This window comes from Actinosynnema mirum DSM 43827 (assembly GCF_000023245.1).
Classification (GTDB): domain Bacteria; phylum Actinomycetota; class Actinomycetes; order Mycobacteriales; family Pseudonocardiaceae; genus Actinosynnema; species Actinosynnema mirum.
Map to the genome: position 1 here is coordinate 4,893,893 of NC_013093.1, position 14,411 is coordinate 4,908,303.

Sequence of the window (14,411 nt, forward strand, 5' to 3'; positions counted from 1 at the left end):
GCGGTTGGGCGCCGGGCGGTTGGGCGCTGGGCGGTTGGGCGCCGGGCGCTGACGCGGAAGGGCCCGTTCCCCGGTGGGGAGCGGGCCCTTCGTGGTGGCGGGGCTCGGGAAACCGGGTGGACGCCCGGTCAGCCCGGCGGACTCGGCGCCGATGGCGGCGGAGAGGGCGAACGGGATCATCCCGAGGAACCCCAGCGCGGTGGTGACCACGACCACGAGCGGCCAAGCGCTCCACCGCCCGCGCGGTCCCCCCACGTCTCCCGGCACAGCGCGCCTCCTGCGGTCGGTTCCCCTCTTCCCTCAGCCCTCGAAGTCCCTGGTCGGCTCGCCGGTGTAGTCCGCCAGCAGGGGTGGCGGCAGCGGGCCCTTGATGCGGCGGCCCGAGTTCGACTCCTCCCAGGCGTGGGCCAGGATGCCCACGGAGCGGGCCAGGACGAAGTAGCCCCTGGCCAGTTCCGGTTCCACGCCCAGTTCCGCGTAGACCACCGCCGTGATGCCGTCGACGTTCATCGGGGGTTTGCGGGAGCCTCGGGCCAGGGCCGCTTCGACGGCCAGTGCGGCCCGCAGGTGCTCGCCCGCGACCTCGCCCGTGTCGACGGCCTCCCGGACCAGGGTCAGGAGCACGTCGCGCCTGGGGTCCCTGGGGTGGAAGCGGTGGCCGAAGCCCGGCAGGTACGCCTTGCGGGCGCGGTGCTCGGCCACGGTTTCCGCCGCCACCTCGGTCACGGGGCGTCCGTCGTGGCGGGCGGTGTCGACGATCGCGCACAGCAGTTCCACGCACTGCTGGCCCGCGCCCCCGTGGGTGTCGCCGAGGACGTTGACGCCGTTGGCGATCGCCCCGTTGATGCCCACCCCGCAGGTCGCGGCCATCCTCGCGCTCGCGATCGACGGGGCCTGCGGGCCGTGGTCGACGCTGGCGACCATCGCCGCCTCCAGCAGGCGGGACTGCGCGGGGGTGGGGAGCGATCCCTTGGTGAGCAACCAGATCGCGCCCACGAAGCCGAGCTTGCCGATCAGCTGCTCGATCGGGTAGCCGCGCAGGTCGATCTCGCCCGGCGCGATCCGGGTGATCGACGTCGACCACCACGCGGTGGTGTCCTCGACGGTCGGGCCGGTCACGTCCGTCATACCGAACCCTCCTCGCGCAGCGCCGCGATCTCCTCGGCGGCGTACCCCAGCTCGGCCAGCAGCGAGTCCGTGTGCTCCCCCAGCACGGGTGGTGGGAGCGACGGGGTGCTCGGGCGGTCGTCCACGCGGATGCCGTTGCCCAGCACGCGCAGCGGTTCCGGCAGCACCCCGCCGGGGAACGGCAGCTCGTGCACCAGGCCGCGGTCCACGATCTGCGGGCTGGCCAGGACCTCCGGCACGCTCAGCACGGCCGCCGCCGGGACGCCCGCGGAGCTGAGCGCCTCCTCCCAGTGCGCGGCGCTCTCCTTGGTGAGGGCCACTTCCAGCTCGGCGGTGAGCTGCGCGCGGTGCGCCTTGCGGGACTCCCGCTCGGCGAACCTGGGGTCGGCGACGAGTTCGGGCCTGCCCAGCGCGGCGCAGAGCAGCTCGAACTGCTCCTGCTTGTTCGCCGCGATGTTCAGGTCGCCGTCCGAGGTGCGGAACGTGCCGGACGGGGCCGCCGTGCCGTTGTCGTTGCCCAGCGGGCGCGGGGCCTGACCGGCGATCAGGTGGTTCGACACCACCCAGCCCATCGCGGTCACCGCCGTCTCCAGCATGGACACGTCGATCGAGCAGCCCACCCCGGTGCGCTCGCGCCCGACCAGCGCCGACGACACGGCGAACGCCGCCGCCAGGCCGCCGAGCACGTCCGCGATCGGGTAGCCTGCGCGGAGCGGGGCGGTGCCGGTCGTGCCGGTCACGCTCATCATCCCCGAGTAGCCCTGGATGATCTGGTCGTACGCGGGCTTGGCGCGCAGCGGCCCGGTCTGGCCGAAACCGGAGATCGCGCAGTACACGAGCCGGGGGTTGAGCTCCCGCAGCGCGTCCCAGCCGAAGCCGAGCCGCTCCAGCACGCCGGGGCGGAAGTTCTCCACGAGCACGTCGGCGCTCTGCACGAGCCTGCGCAGGACCTCCTTGCCGCGCGACGACTTCAGGTTCAGGGTGAGGGAGCGCTTCTGCGCGTTCTGCGCGAGGAACGACGCGCCCAGCCGGCGCCGGTTCAGCTCGGCGGACGCGCCCAACTGGCGGGCGAGGTCGCCCACGCCGGGGACCTCGACCTTGACCACGTCCGCGCCGAGCAGCGCGAGCTGGTAGCCCGCGTACGGCCCGGCGAGGACGTTGGACAGGTCCAGCACCCTGACCCCGGTGAGCGGTCGCTCCGGGGGGTTTTCGCTTGTCATGCCTGCGCTTCCTGTCGACGACGGGTCCGCGCCCGCTGGACGAGCAGCCCGGCGACGCCGAGCACGAGCACGCTGTAGAGGCCGATCGCGATGGGGCTGCCCACCAGCACCGCCGGGTCGCCGCCGCTGACCGCCATGGCCCTGCGGAACTCGGTCTCCGCGAGCGGGCCGAGGATCACGCCGATCAGCACGGGCGCGACGGGCAGGCCGTAGCGGCGCATGGCGAAGCCGAGCAGGCCGATGGCGAGCACCAGGACCAGGTCGAGGATCTTGCCGCTGGTGGCGTAGACGCCGAGCATCGCGAACACGGTGATGCCGCTGTAGAGGTAGTGCCGGGGGACCCGGAGCAGCTTGGCCCAGAGCGGGGCGAACGGCAGGTTCAGGATCAGCAGCACGACCATGCCGACGAAGAAGCTGGCGAGCAGCGCCCAGACCAGCTCGCTGGCCCGCTCGAACAGCAGCGGGCCGGGCTGCAGGCCGTACTGGCGGAACGCGGCGAGCAGCACGGCGGCGGTGGCCGAGGTGGGCAGGCCGAGCGCGAGCAGCGCGCCCATCGCGGTGCCCGCGGTGGCGTTGCCCGCCGCCTCGGGACCGGCGACGCCCTGGATGGCGCCCTTGCCGAACGTGCGGTCGCCGCGGCGGGTGGCGAGCCTGCGCTCGGTGCCGTAGGCCAGGAACGTGGGCACCTCGGAGCCGCCGACCGGGATGATGCCGAACGGGACGCCGATCGCGGTGCCGCGCAGCCACGCGGGGGTGGCGAGGCGGAACTCCTTGCGGGACAACCACAAGCGGCCGGAGGAGGGGATGACCTCGTTGTCCTGCTTGGTGCCGCGCTTGGCGGCGACCGAGACGACCTCGCCGAGCGCGAGCAGGCCGACGGTGATCACGACGATGTCGACGCCGTCGAACAGCTCGGGCATCCCTCCGGTGAAGCGGGCCGCGCCGGAGATGCCGTCGATGCCGACCAGCGCGATCGCCAGCCCGATCACCAGCGCGGACAGGCCGCGCAGCACCGAGTCGCTGACCACGGCGGAGATGGCGACGAACGCGAACACCGCGAGCGCCAGGTACTCGGCGGGACCGAAGAGGGTGGCGAGCTGGGCGAGGGAGGGCGCGAAGAAGACGACGAGGACCGAGGAGACGATGCCGCCGACGAACGCGCCGATCGCGGAGGTGGCGAGGGCTTGGGCGGCGCGTCCGGACTTGGCCATCCGGTGGCCCTCGATCGACCCGGCGATGGCGGTGCTGTTGCCGGGGGTGTTCATCAGGATGCCGGAGATCGAGTCGCCGAACAGGCCGCCGAAGAGGACGCCCGCGAACATGATGAACGCGCCGATCGGGTCGAGCGAGAACGTGACGGGGAGGAGCAGGGCGACCGCCATGGCGGAGCCGAGTCCGGGCAGCACGCCGACCGCGGTGCCCAGGAGGGCGCCGACGAAGACCCAGAGCATGTTCATCGGGGTCAGGACGGTCAGGAAGCCCTGACCCAGGTTGGCCAACTGGTCCATCAGAGCACTCCCGCCAGGATGCCGGGGGGCAGGTTCAGGCCGAGCCCCGCCGAGAAGGCCAGTTGGACGATCGAGGAGATCGCCAGCGACAGGAACAGGTCGAAGAGGGGGCGGCGGCTGCCGAGGGCTCGGGCGGAGCCCCAGAAGAGGAGTGCGCCGGAGAGCAGCCAGCCGAGCGGGTTGAGGATGACGATGAAGACGACGATCGTGCCGACGAACTGGAGGACCGCGCTGTGGTTGCCGCGGAAGCGGGTCGGTTCGTGGGACGGGTCCGCGACGCGGGCCGGTTCCGGGTGGCGCAGGACGTCGACGGTCATGAGGACCGCGAAGACCAGGCAGGCGATCGCGATCAGGGTCGGGAACAGCTGCGGGCCGGGTGAGGCGGCGTTGCGCGGCACCTCCATGGTGAGGGTGCCGACACCGAGGACGATCCCGGTGACCAGGAGGAGCAGCGGGATGATCAGGCCGGTTCGGCGGCGCAGGAAGTCCGCGGCGCCAGCGCGCTCGGCGAGTGCGGTCGGCGCGGGTGGGACGGGTGGGACGGGCGGGACGGGCGGGACGGGCGGGACGGGCGGGGTGGCGCTCACAGGCCCAGCTCCTCGATGATCGCGTCGACCCTGGCCTGGTCCTCGCGGATGAAGTCGGTGAAGTCGTCGCCGGTGAGGAGGCTGTCGACCCACTTGTTGCGCTGGAGGGCCTCCTTCCAGTCGGCGGTGGTCGACATCTCGGTGACGATGTCGATCAGCTCCTGGCGCTGCTCGGCGGTGATGCCGGGCGGGGCGACCAGGCCGCGCCAGTTCGGGAGGGCGACGTCGACGCCCTGCTCGACCAGGGTCGGGGTGTCGATGCCGGGGACGGGCTCCTCGGCGGACACGGCGAGGGCGCGGAGGGTTCCGGCCTCGATCTGGTCGCGGAAGTCGTTGTAGCCGCTGATGCCGACCTCGATGGTGTGCGAGAGGAGGGCGGTCAGGACCTCTCCGCCGCCGGCGAAGGCGATGTAGTTGACCTGCTCGGGGGCGATGCCCGCGCTGCGGGCCGCGAGACCGGCGAGGAGGTGGTCGGTGCCGCCCAGACCGCCGCCGCCGACGGGCCGGGCCTGGGGGTCGCGCTTCCAGGCGTCGATGAAGTCGGCGAGGGACCGGTAGGGGGAGTCGGCCGGGACGATGAAGACCTCGTAGTCCTCGGCGAGGCGGGCGATCGGGGTGGTGTCCAGGAGGTTCACCGGGGACTTGTTGACCGTGATCGCGCCCTCCATCACGGTGCCGGTCATCATCAGCTGCGTCGGGTCGGGGCCGATCTCGACGAACTGGCCGAGGCCGATCGTGCCCCCGGCGCCGGGCACGTTGACGACCTGGGCGTTGTTCACGATCGACTCGCCGCGCAGGGCCTGCTGGAACTCGCGCGAGGCGAGATCCCAGCCGCCGCCGGGAGCGGCGGGGGCCATGACGGTCAGCTTGGAGCGCGGGGTGGCGCCCGCGGTGGACTTGCTGGCGTCCACGGCGGCGAACCCGGTGAGCACGAGAGCGCCCACGGCCCCCAGTACCCCGAGCACGAGGCGTTTTCTCGGCACGATCACTCCCTTGTGATCCGGCTTGGTGAGGTGGGTTACTTGGTCGCCCGACGGCTAGTGTCCGCCTGGTGGACAACCTTGACCGCCTGATGGTAAGCATGAGTTCCGAGTGAGCGCAATCACGAACAGGAGACGACATGTCCGCCAGCAGCACTGGCGCCGAGGGTGACGGCGGCGGGATTCGCGCGGTGAGCAGGGCTTGGCGGGTGTTGCGCGCGTTCAGCCCGGAGCGGATGTCGTTGAGCGTGGCGGAGCTGGTCAGGGAGACCGGGTTGCCCAGGACGACCGTGCTGAGGCTGGTCGAGACGCTGGCCGGGGAAGGGGTGCTGGAGCAGGGGGGTGTGGACGGGCAGGTTCGGGTGGGGACGGCGTTGATCGCGTTCGCGGCGTTCGCGGACGCGGCTTGGGCGGTGCCCGCGGCGACTGCGGCTCGGATGCGGGCGTTGGCCGCGGAGACCGGGGAGACGGTGAGCCTGTACGTGCGGAGCGGGGTGCGGCGGGTGGTCGTGGGGCAGGCGCCTAGCCCGAACACGTTGCGGCACGTTGTGCAGCCGGGGGATGAGCTGCCGCTGTCGGTGGGGTCTGCGGCTTATGTGTTGTTGTCGTTGGAGTCGGCGGCGGTGTTGGAGGCGTTGTTGCCGCAGGTGAGTTCGGACGTGGACGGGATGCGGGCGGTGATCGCGGAGGCCGCGGAGCGCGGGTGGTGCCTGACGCACGGGCAGCGGGAGCCGGGGAACACGGGGTTGGCGGTTCCGGTGCCCGAGGTCGACGGTCGGCGGCGGGGGCTGCCGGTGGTGCTGGCGCTGGGCGGGCCGACGGTGCGGTTCGGCGACGAGAAGGTGCCGGGGTTCGTGGCGGCCGTTCAGCGGTGCGCTGCGGACATCGCGGTGAGCGGGTTGCCGCCCGCGCTGGGGTGAGGGCTTTCCGGCGGTCTGCCGACCGTTCGGAGTGGATCTAGCGCTGGGAGTGGTTGGTGCAGGAGCGAGACGTTTACCCGGTGGCGGGATCGCAGCCCGTTGCGACTGTGTCCGATGCGATGGACCGGTTTGGGGTTGCCGACGGGATTCGGCCGTTGTGGCGGGGGGCCGTGTTGTCGGGGCCCGCGTTCACGGTGTGGACGCGGCCTGGGGACAACAAGGGGTTGCACGCGGCGTTCGAGGAGATCAGGCGGGGTGAGGTGCTGGTGGTCAACGGGGGCGGGGACAGCACGCGCGCGTTGATCGGGGAGCTGGTGGCGCAGAAGGCCAAGGCGTTGCAGGTCGGGGGGATCGTGCTGGACGGGGCGGCGCGGGACGTGGAGGAGTTGGAGGCGTTGGGGGTTCCGGTGTTCGCGCGGGCGGTGACGCCTGCCGGGCCGTGGAAGACGGGGCCGTTCCGGGTTGGCTGCACGATCGCGGTGGGCGGGGTGCCGGTGTCGCCTGGGGATTGGGTTGTCGGGGATGGGGACGGGGTCGCGGTTGTGCCGCGCGGGGAGGTTGAGGTGGTGGTGGCTCGGGTGGGTGAGCTGATCGCGGGGGAAGCGGAGCGGCGGGCCGCGAACCAGGCGCTGGTGCCCCGTGGGTGAGGCGGTGGTGTGGATTCCTCGGCCGGTGCACGAGGACGCGGTGGCGCTGTTGCGGGGGCGGGCCGAGGTGGTGCTCGGGTACGGGGACCGGGCGGTGGGGTTCGATGAGGTGTGCGGGCGGGTGACCGCGATCCTGTTGCGGACGGACCGGGTTGACGGGGAGATGATGCGGCGGGCGCCCCGGTTGCGGGTGGTGGCTCGGCATGGGGTTGGGGTGGACACGGTTGATGTGGAAGCCGCGGAGGAGTTGGGGATCGCGGTTACCACTACGCCTGGGGCCAACGCGCAGTCTGTTGCCGAGCACGCGGTGGCGTTGATGTTGGCGGTGCGGCGTGGGATCGGGGTGGCGGTGCGTGGAGGTGGGGGTGGGGGTGGGGGTGAAGGTGGGGGTGAAGGTGTGAGAGGTGCGATCCGGGGGCGGGAGTTGTCCGGGGCGGTGGTGGGGTTGGTGGGGTTCGGGCGGATCGCTCAGCGGGTTGGGGCGATTTGTGCGGGCGGGTTCGGGATGCGGGTGCTTGCCCACGACCCGATGTTGGGGGATGGGGGTGTGCGGGCTGCGGGGGCTGAGCCTGTGGGGTTGGACGAGTTGTTGTCGTTGTCGGACAACGTTTCGGTGCACGTGCCGTTGACCGAGCGGACTCGGGGGTTGATCGGCGCGGAGCGGTTGCGGTTGATGCCCGAGGGGGCGGTTGTGGTGAACACGGCTCGGGGTGGAGTTGTGGATGAGGACGCGTTGGTGGTGGCGTTGCGGGAGGGGCGGCTGGGTGGGGCCGGGTTGGATGTGACCAGTGTTGAGCCGTTGCCTGGGGATCATCCGTTGTGGGACGAGCCGAATGTGGTGATCACGCCGCATGTGGGGGCTCAGACGGTGGAGGCGATGCGGCGGGTTGCCCTGGAGGCTGCGGAGCGGGTGGTGGAGCACCTTTAGGGGGCAGCTTTAGGGGTGGGGGTGGGGGTGGAGGGTGGGGGTGGGGGGAGGGTTACGAGCCAAGAGCTACAAGCACGCCTCGCCGGCGGGGCAGACCTCCAAAAAAGAGGGACACGGGCTCTGCCGGCCGGTGGCCGTTGGGGTGGTGGTCCCGTTTACCACTGCGATGGTCCGGGTCCCTCTTCTCCGTTTGGCCTCCTTTCAGGCAAGCACGCTCGTCAAGACGCCGTTTGACTCGGGTGGTCTGCCGGGCAGTGCGGCGGCATCTTGACGAGCGTGCTCGGGCTGCGCCAGGCCAAACGGAGAAGAGGGACGCGGGATTGGGCGGCTGCGGGCTCGCTTCGCTCGCCCCGCAGCCCGCGCGGTGATCAGCCCGCGAAACGCGCAGCCGGCGAAGCGCGCAGTCCGCGAAGCGCGCAGCCCGCGAAGCGCGCAGCCGGCGAAGCGCGCAGTCCGCAAAGCGCGCAGCCTGCGAAGCGCCCTGCCAGCGAAGCGCCCTGCCAGCGAAGCGGTCAGCCAGTGCGGCGGTCAGCCAGTGCGGCGGTCACCCCTCGAAGCCTGTGACGAGCGAAGCGCGCCGCCTGCGAAGCGCGCCGCCAGCCAAGTGGTTGGGGTCGCGGGCGGGTGCGGGATGTGTGGGTGGGTGCGGGTGGGGGTGTGGCTCAGCGGGGCGGCGCTTGGGGCGCGGCGCCCCGCTGGGGTTGCTGATCCCGCGCGCTCAGGGGGTGCGCGCGGGGGCAGTTCGACGGCGAGCGACCGGCTGGCCTTGTGGCCGGGTGCACCCGGTTGTCGTCCTGGCCGCTCCGGGCGAGTCGTCCTGGCGCGCTGCCCGGCGAGTTGGGCAGGTGGGGACGTCGGAGGGCCGTTGGGTCGGGTCCGGGCGAGTCGTCCGGCCCGGATCTCCAGGGCTGGACGTCGGACCTCGGCCGGCTTGGACGGCGGGCGGGTGCGTGGGGTCGGTGGCCGTCGCCGGTGGGGACGGGTGCGGTCACCTGGGGTGCCGGTCGATCAGCGTCTGCGTGGGTGGAGGTGTGCGGGGTGGGCCTCGGCCTAGAGGGGGCGGTGGGGGCTGGGGTGTCCCGGTGGCGGCTTGGGGAGTGGGCGCTGGCGAGGGCGCTTGTCCTTGGGCGCCGACCGTGGACGTGCGGGGGGTGCGGAGCGGGAGGGTCGGGGTGGGGAAGGTGTTGTGCGGCAGGGGGTTCGTGGCGTCGACGTGGGGCTCGGGGACCTGGGTCGTCGCCGCGGTGCTCGCTGGGGCGCGGGGCGGGGTTGGGGTGCCGGGGTGCTTGGCGGCGTCTGGCTCGGGGGGTGGTTGGGGGGTGGGGGTGGGGCGGGTGGTGACTTCCAGGCGGGGCGGGGTTGGGGTGTTCGGGGTGGCGAACTTCTTCCAGCTGTAGGAGTCGTCGTTCGCGGTGCGGATTGCCAGGCCGTGGTTGGGGGCGCCGTCCGCCCAGCGTTGGATCAGGGCGAGGGCCGGGGTGTTCAGGGGGATTTGTTGCCAGGCGCCGTCTTCTTGGCAGGCCGCGTTGTAGCCGGAGGAGAAGGTGGCGGTGGCCAGCTCCGGGGCGTGTGCGGGGCCCGGCCAGGACTTCAGGCCCTGGGCGGCCCAGGGGGCGGTGACCTCGTCGACGTGGACCGGGCGCGGGGCGCAGGAGTAGGACCAGGTGGTGAACAGCCACAGGGTTGCGGCGAGGACCTGGTGTCCCGCCAGGGTGGGGCCGAGGGTGTCGAAGCGGAGGAAGCCGGTGGCGCGGTTGGTTCCGGCGTTGTACGTGCCGACGCTGAAGGTCTGGTCGGTGGAGTAGTCCGCCAGGTACGGGGCGTGCACGTGGGTCGCCGCGGTGGCCGCGATGGTGGTCGCGACGGTGGCCGTGGCGGGGGTGCCACCGCCCGGCTCGGGGGGTGCGTCCGGGTGGGTGGGGCGTTCGGCGGGGGTGTCGGGGTGTTCGGCGGTGGTTTGCTCGACCGGGGGGAGGGCGCCTGGGGACGCGCCTACCGTTGTGGCGTCAGGAAGTCCGTGCTGCGCCTGGGCGGCAGCGGTGGTGGTGGGCGGTGCGGGGGCCACCGTGGCCAGCACAGCCAGGGCCACACCGGCGGCCAGGGAACGGGCGCGCTTCAGCGCGCGACCGGTGATCACAGACAGCAGTTCGACTCCCCGTTGGAGCGCGGCCTTGGCCGCTACTCAGCGCAACGGGACGAATCTTCTCCGATACATCACCCTGCGTGACAGGGCCGTTCGGGTGAACAAGATCAAGAGGCGGGGAAGTGAAGAACACACGCCCTCGGGGCGTGCCCCGTGTCACATGTGGACGAACGGGGCGCCCCTGGGTGCGTATTACGCGCACGTGCGGGCAAGGGGGGCGGCTTGGGCCGTCCCCCTTGTGCCGCAACGGGAAGTCAGCTCTCGTCGCCCTTGGTCTGGAGGTGGGCGAGGGAGCCGTAGAGCGAGGTGAGGCGCTCGAACTCGGCCGGGTCGTAGAAGCTCGCGATGCCTCGGCCGTAGTCCTTCGCGGTCTCGACGACGAAGCGCACGGCGCTCTCCACGACCTGGAGGTCGCTCGCCCCGGTGGCGGAACCGGGAACCGCCGTCACGGTGGTCAGGGCGACGCCGACGACGGGGGCCGGGGTGGCGGTGGTGGGCTGGACGATCGAGTTCACGTGGTAGACGTCGTTGCCGTACGGGGTGATGTCCTGCGTGGTGATGGGCAGGACCACCGGGTTCTGGCCCGAGGTGCGCTCGACGATGTCGAGCAGCGACTCGGAGACGCGGAGGATCCAGCCCTCCTTGATGGTGGGGGTGATCGCGAAACCGCGGTGGTTGCAGATGCGGTTGCCGCGCGTGGTGTCGACGGACACGATCGCGTCCATCTCGGCGGAGACCTCGACCGAGTTGGTGACGGCCATGTCGACCGAGGAGCCCATGAACGGGACCGGGTCGTGCGGCTGGGTCGGGGCGTCCGGGTCGACGTGGGTGCTCACGATGACGTCGCCGGGCAGGCGGTCGCCCTTCGCGGCGGCGTCGAGCAGCTTCGCGGCGGCGGAGAGCGCGACGAGGGCGCCGTCGCCGTCGGAGACGAAGCCGATCTGCTCGGGGCGGGCGCCGAGACCGCCCAGGCGGCCGATGATGCCCAGGGTGGGCGCGTCGCCGCCGGAGCTGCGGCCGTTCGTGCCGGGGATGAGGACCTTGACGAACTCGGTCTCGCCCGCCTCGCCGGTGACCTCGGTGACCTCGACCTCGGTGGCGCCCAAGGACTTGAGGACCTCGGCCACGGCCTTGCCGCTCGCGGACGGCGAGTCGAGCAGGTCGGACATTTCGATGACGTGACGCCAGGACATGGGCACGTGCTCCTCACGCTGGGAGAAGGTTGGGGAAGTCAGGGGGGCCGGCGACCGTCCGGGCGGATGTGTCCCGCGTGGACGGTCGCCGGCGGTCAGAAGGGGCTGGCGGCGAGGAGTCCGGCGGTGCGGACTGCGTCCACGACGGGGACGCCCAGGGCGCGCCGGAGTGGTTCGGCCAGGCCGATGGTGGTCATTCCGGTGCAGGCGAGCAGGAGGACGTCCGCGCCGCTCTCGACCAGGCGGCGGCCTGCGTCGAGGCTGGACCGCTTGCCCTCGGGGGTGAGGAGGTGGGCGGTCTCGGTGACGCCGTCGGGCTGGATGGCGCCGTGCAGGCGGGCGCCCAGGACCCTGGTCACCGATGCGGGGGTGGTCGTGGTCAGGTCCAGCACGCCCACCCGCTCCCCCAGGGTCAGGGCGACGCCCGCGGCGGAGGCTCCTGCGCCCAGGACCGGGATGGCCACGCGGTCGCGTGCTCCGGCGAGGCCGGGGTCCGCGGCGCAGCTGACCACGATGGCGTCCACGTGCGGGGCGAGTTCCTCGGCCAGGAGTGGGACTTTCCTGTCCGCCAGGGCGAACGAGTCGTCGTCGTGGACGCCGCGTGGCTGGTCCGGGATGCAGGCGGTGCGGGTCGTCACGCCCAGTTCGGCTTCCAGGATGCGTCCGTGCGCGCCGAGGAAGTCGAGGTCGGTGGAGGTGACCACGCGGATGACGCCGATGCGGCGGGGCGTCGTCATGCGGCGGCTCCGCGGTCCAGGAGTTCGGCGGCCAGGCGGGCCACGACCGAGCGGGCCAGCACTACGGGCACGCCCAGTTCCGCCACCAGGACCGCGCGCATCGCCTGGGTGTAGCCGATGCAGTCGGCGACGATCAGTTGTGCGCCTGCGGCCTTGAACTCGGCCGCGGCGGCCCGCAGGCCCTCGGCCACGGCCTCGGGTGGGCCGGCGTACGGGGTGGCCACCGCTACGACCACCTCGGCGTCCAGGGGGGCGTACTTGGTGTCCGGGTGGTGCTTCTGCTCTTCGAGCGGGACCAGGACGCCCACGGTGGTCAGGCCAGCGGCGATGGCCGCGACCGCGTGGCCGATCATGAACTCGGGTCGCAGCACCGGGCCCCGGTGCTCCAGCTCGCCGAACTCGCCGGTGCAGGCCAGGTAGACGGCGTCCACCCCGGCCCCCTCCAGGTCGGCGACCGCCGCTCGCACCCTGGGGGCGATGTGGTGGTGGCCGACGATCGCGGAGCCGCCGTCGCGCAGGCGGGTGGTGAGGACCTCGTCGCCCTCGGTGGGGGCCCACTCGGTGATCTGCTCGGGGGTGACGCCGTCGAGGGCGCCGCGTTCCACGATCCGCACACCGGGCAGCCAGGCGCGCAGTTCGGGGGTGAGGTCGGCGCGCGGGGTCTGGCCGATGGTGACGACGCCCAGGGTGACGGTCCTGCTGCCGCTGTCAGCCACGGAAGATCCTCCCGACGGAGTTGATCGAGTCGCCCGCGATGAGGCCCGCGCCGACCAGGGCGGCGTCGTTCTCGCCCTCGGGGCCGCGCTTGCGGACCCAGATGACGCGCAGGGCGAGCGCGGCGAGGACGAGCCAGCCGGCGTTCGGGGTGGCGACCAGGAGGCCGGTGGCGAGCAGGACGCCGATCTGGCGCTTGGGGCCGCCGATGAGCTGGATGATCGCGCCGGGGATGGCCCAGATCAGGAGGTTGCGCAGGACCTCGGGGTCGCCGAGGCCCGCCTTGATGGTGTCGGCGTAGACCTTCGACACGGGCGGGATGTCGCCGTTGGTGAAGTAGCTCTGCCACAGCAGGGCCACGGCGCCGACCGCGACGGCGAAGCCGATGACGCTGGCGAGGAGCTGCTGGCGGCGGCCCTCCAGCTCGAAGGCGCTGTACGGGCGGTGCGAGCGGCGCAGGAGCCAGCCCGCCTTGAGGTCGTAGCCCATGTCGGCGAACGCGGGGCCGGTGGCGGCGCAGTAGGCGACCAGGACCATGAGCGGAACCTGGGGGAAGCCCAGGAACAGGCCGACGATCAGGAAGATCAGGGTGACGGCGAAGGCGGGGAACCAGCCCGCGTGCATGGCGGCCAGACCGACGATGATCTCGTGCACGATCGCGGCGAACGCGGCGAACAGGACCCAGCCGATCAGGGCGGGGACGGAGAGCTCGGAGTACACCCCGGCGAGGACTGCCAGGACCGCGGCGCCACCGACGTAGAGGAGGTAGCCGGTGGAGAAGGCGCGGCGGAGCTTGCCGATGGTGACGGTGTCCACCATGGACGGATCGTCTTCGAGGACCGCGCTGGAACCGTCGGCCTTCGCTGCGGCGGCCTTCTTCTCCTCGGCGCCCTCCCCACGGGGGCCCTTGGCCTCGGACTTCTTCGAGCGGCGGCCGAGGAGCAGCAGGGCTGCCTGGACGAGGGCGACCAGGCCGGCGCCGATCATCACGCCGTGCGGCACGTAGAGCGCGGCCAGCTTGACGTTGAACAGCACCGGCGCGTACTGCGCGGCCAGGAGGCCGACGCCGAACATGCCGAGCGCCCAGACGTTGCCGATCAGCGCGACACCGGCGGCGGACATCGGCAGGCCCGCGAAGCTGGCGCCGAAGCCGAGCACTCCGGACACGGCCAGGATCTTGGCCTGACGGCCGCCGGAGTCACCGGCCTTGATGGTCTCGGCGGCGGCGACGCCGGGCGGCCACGCGGCGTGCGCGGGCAGGAACGAGGAGCCGAAGCCGCGGTAGAGGATCCACACGTCGATCGCCAGGCCGAGGCCCGCGCCGATGAAGATCGGCCAGACCAGCTCGGGCTTGCCGAAGACGAACGGGATCGCCATCGGGATCAGCAGCGAGTTCGCGGCGGCGAAGGTGGAGCCGGAGATCGCGGACTGGGCGAGGTTCTGGCGGTGGACGCTGCGCATCCTGGCCAGGCCCAGGAAGGCGAAGCGGCCCACGACCATGGCGACCAGGGCGCCGATCACCGAGGTGTTGGGCGAGACGCCCAGGGTGGTGATCATGTGCAGGCCGATGATCGCGCCGAGCACGCTGAGCAGGGCGATGATCACGAACGTGATGGGCTCGAAAGCCCTGGGGTGCTTCTCGGGGGCGTCACCGGTGGTCGGTGTCGCGGGGTCCTTCGAGGAGTCAAGGGACACGGAGGTCTCCT

13 protein-coding genes are annotated in these 14,411 nt (G+C 72.3%); 3 read left to right on the plus strand and 10 right to left on the minus strand.

Going from position 1 to position 14,411, the window contains the following annotated elements:
* Window positions 1–300 precede the first annotated feature (300 nt).
* The 5 genes from AMIR_RS20715 to AMIR_RS20735 are packed head-to-tail and all read right to left on the minus strand — an operon-like array spanning window position 301 to window position 5,426.
* Window positions 301–1,128, minus strand: a complete 828-nt coding sequence (locus tag AMIR_RS20715; protein WP_015802901.1) for a citryl-CoA lyase — start codon at window positions 1,126–1,128, stop codon at window positions 301–303.
* A complete protein-coding gene (locus tag AMIR_RS20720) occupies window positions 1,125–2,348 on the minus strand; it encodes a CaiB/BaiF CoA transferase family protein (protein WP_015802902.1) in 1,224 nt (407 codons plus the stop codon). Before AMIR_RS20720 ends, AMIR_RS20715 begins: the two co-directional genes overlap by 4 nt.
* Window positions 2,345–3,856 (minus strand): tripartite tricarboxylate transporter permease, encoded by a 1,512-nt coding sequence (locus AMIR_RS20725; protein ID WP_015802903.1) that lies wholly within the window; start codon window positions 3,854–3,856, stop codon window positions 2,345–2,347. Before AMIR_RS20725 ends, AMIR_RS20720 begins: the two co-directional genes overlap by 4 nt.
* The gene (locus tag AMIR_RS20730; protein ID WP_015802904.1) at window positions 3,856–4,443 is read right to left on the minus strand and encodes a tripartite tricarboxylate transporter TctB family protein; all 588 of its coding nucleotides are present in this window, start codon (window positions 4,441–4,443) and stop codon (window positions 3,856–3,858) included. The genes AMIR_RS20725 and AMIR_RS20730 overlap by 1 nt, the downstream gene beginning before the upstream one ends.
* Window positions 4,440–5,426: a Bug family tripartite tricarboxylate transporter substrate binding protein gene (locus AMIR_RS20735; protein WP_015802905.1), complete on the minus strand. Its 987-nt coding sequence runs from the start codon at window positions 5,424–5,426 to the stop codon at window positions 4,440–4,442. The genes AMIR_RS20730 and AMIR_RS20735 overlap by 4 nt, the downstream gene beginning before the upstream one ends.
* 137 nt (window positions 5,427–5,563) lie before the next feature.
* Here AMIR_RS20735 and AMIR_RS20740 point away from each other — a divergent pair, with 137 nt between their 5' ends.
* The 3 genes from AMIR_RS20740 to AMIR_RS20750 all read left to right on the plus strand — a co-directional run bounded on the left by AMIR_RS20740 (window position 5,564) and on the right by AMIR_RS20750 (window position 7,918).
* Window positions 5,564–6,343 carry an IclR family transcriptional regulator gene (locus AMIR_RS20740; protein WP_015802906.1) on the plus strand — a complete coding sequence of 260 codons (780 nt, stop codon included), beginning with the start codon at window positions 5,564–5,566 and terminating at the stop codon, window positions 6,341–6,343.
* 107 nt (window positions 6,344–6,450) lie between these two features.
* Window positions 6,451–6,990 carry an RraA family protein gene (locus AMIR_RS20745; protein ID WP_205590280.1) on the plus strand — a complete coding sequence of 180 codons (540 nt, stop codon included), beginning with the start codon at window positions 6,451–6,453 and terminating at the stop codon, window positions 6,988–6,990.
* Between the two features lie 109 nt (window positions 6,991–7,099).
* Window positions 7,100–7,918: a hydroxyacid dehydrogenase gene (locus AMIR_RS20750; RefSeq protein ID WP_280956299.1), complete on the plus strand. Its 819-nt coding sequence runs from the start codon at window positions 7,100–7,102 to the stop codon at window positions 7,916–7,918.
* 988 nt (window positions 7,919–8,906) lie between these two features.
* On the opposite strand, the gene AMIR_RS20755 is transcribed toward AMIR_RS20750, so the two are convergent.
* The 5 genes from AMIR_RS20755 to AMIR_RS20775 form a co-directional block, all read right to left on the minus strand.
* Window positions 8,907–10,055, minus strand: a complete 1,149-nt coding sequence (locus tag AMIR_RS20755) for a DNRLRE domain-containing protein (protein WP_015802909.1) — start codon at window positions 10,053–10,055, stop codon at window positions 8,907–8,909.
* Window positions 10,056–10,315: 260 nt separating this feature from the next.
* Window positions 10,316–11,254: a DUF1177 domain-containing protein gene (locus AMIR_RS20760; protein WP_015802910.1), complete on the minus strand. Its 939-nt coding sequence runs from the start codon at window positions 11,252–11,254 to the stop codon at window positions 10,316–10,318.
* A gap of 95 nt (window positions 11,255–11,349) precedes the next feature.
* Window positions 11,350–11,991 carry an aspartate/glutamate racemase family protein gene (locus AMIR_RS20765; protein WP_015802911.1) on the minus strand — a complete coding sequence of 214 codons (642 nt, stop codon included), beginning with the start codon at window positions 11,989–11,991 and terminating at the stop codon, window positions 11,350–11,352.
* Window positions 11,988–12,707, minus strand: a complete 720-nt coding sequence (locus AMIR_RS20770; RefSeq protein WP_015802912.1) for an AroM family protein — start codon at window positions 12,705–12,707, stop codon at window positions 11,988–11,990. The genes AMIR_RS20765 and AMIR_RS20770 overlap by 4 nt, the downstream gene beginning before the upstream one ends.
* Window positions 12,700–14,400 carry an OPT family oligopeptide transporter gene (locus AMIR_RS20775; protein WP_015802913.1) on the minus strand — a complete coding sequence of 567 codons (1,701 nt, stop codon included), beginning with the start codon at window positions 14,398–14,400 and terminating at the stop codon, window positions 12,700–12,702. Before AMIR_RS20775 ends, AMIR_RS20770 begins: the two co-directional genes overlap by 8 nt.
* Between the last annotated feature and the right edge of the window lie 11 nt (window positions 14,401–14,411).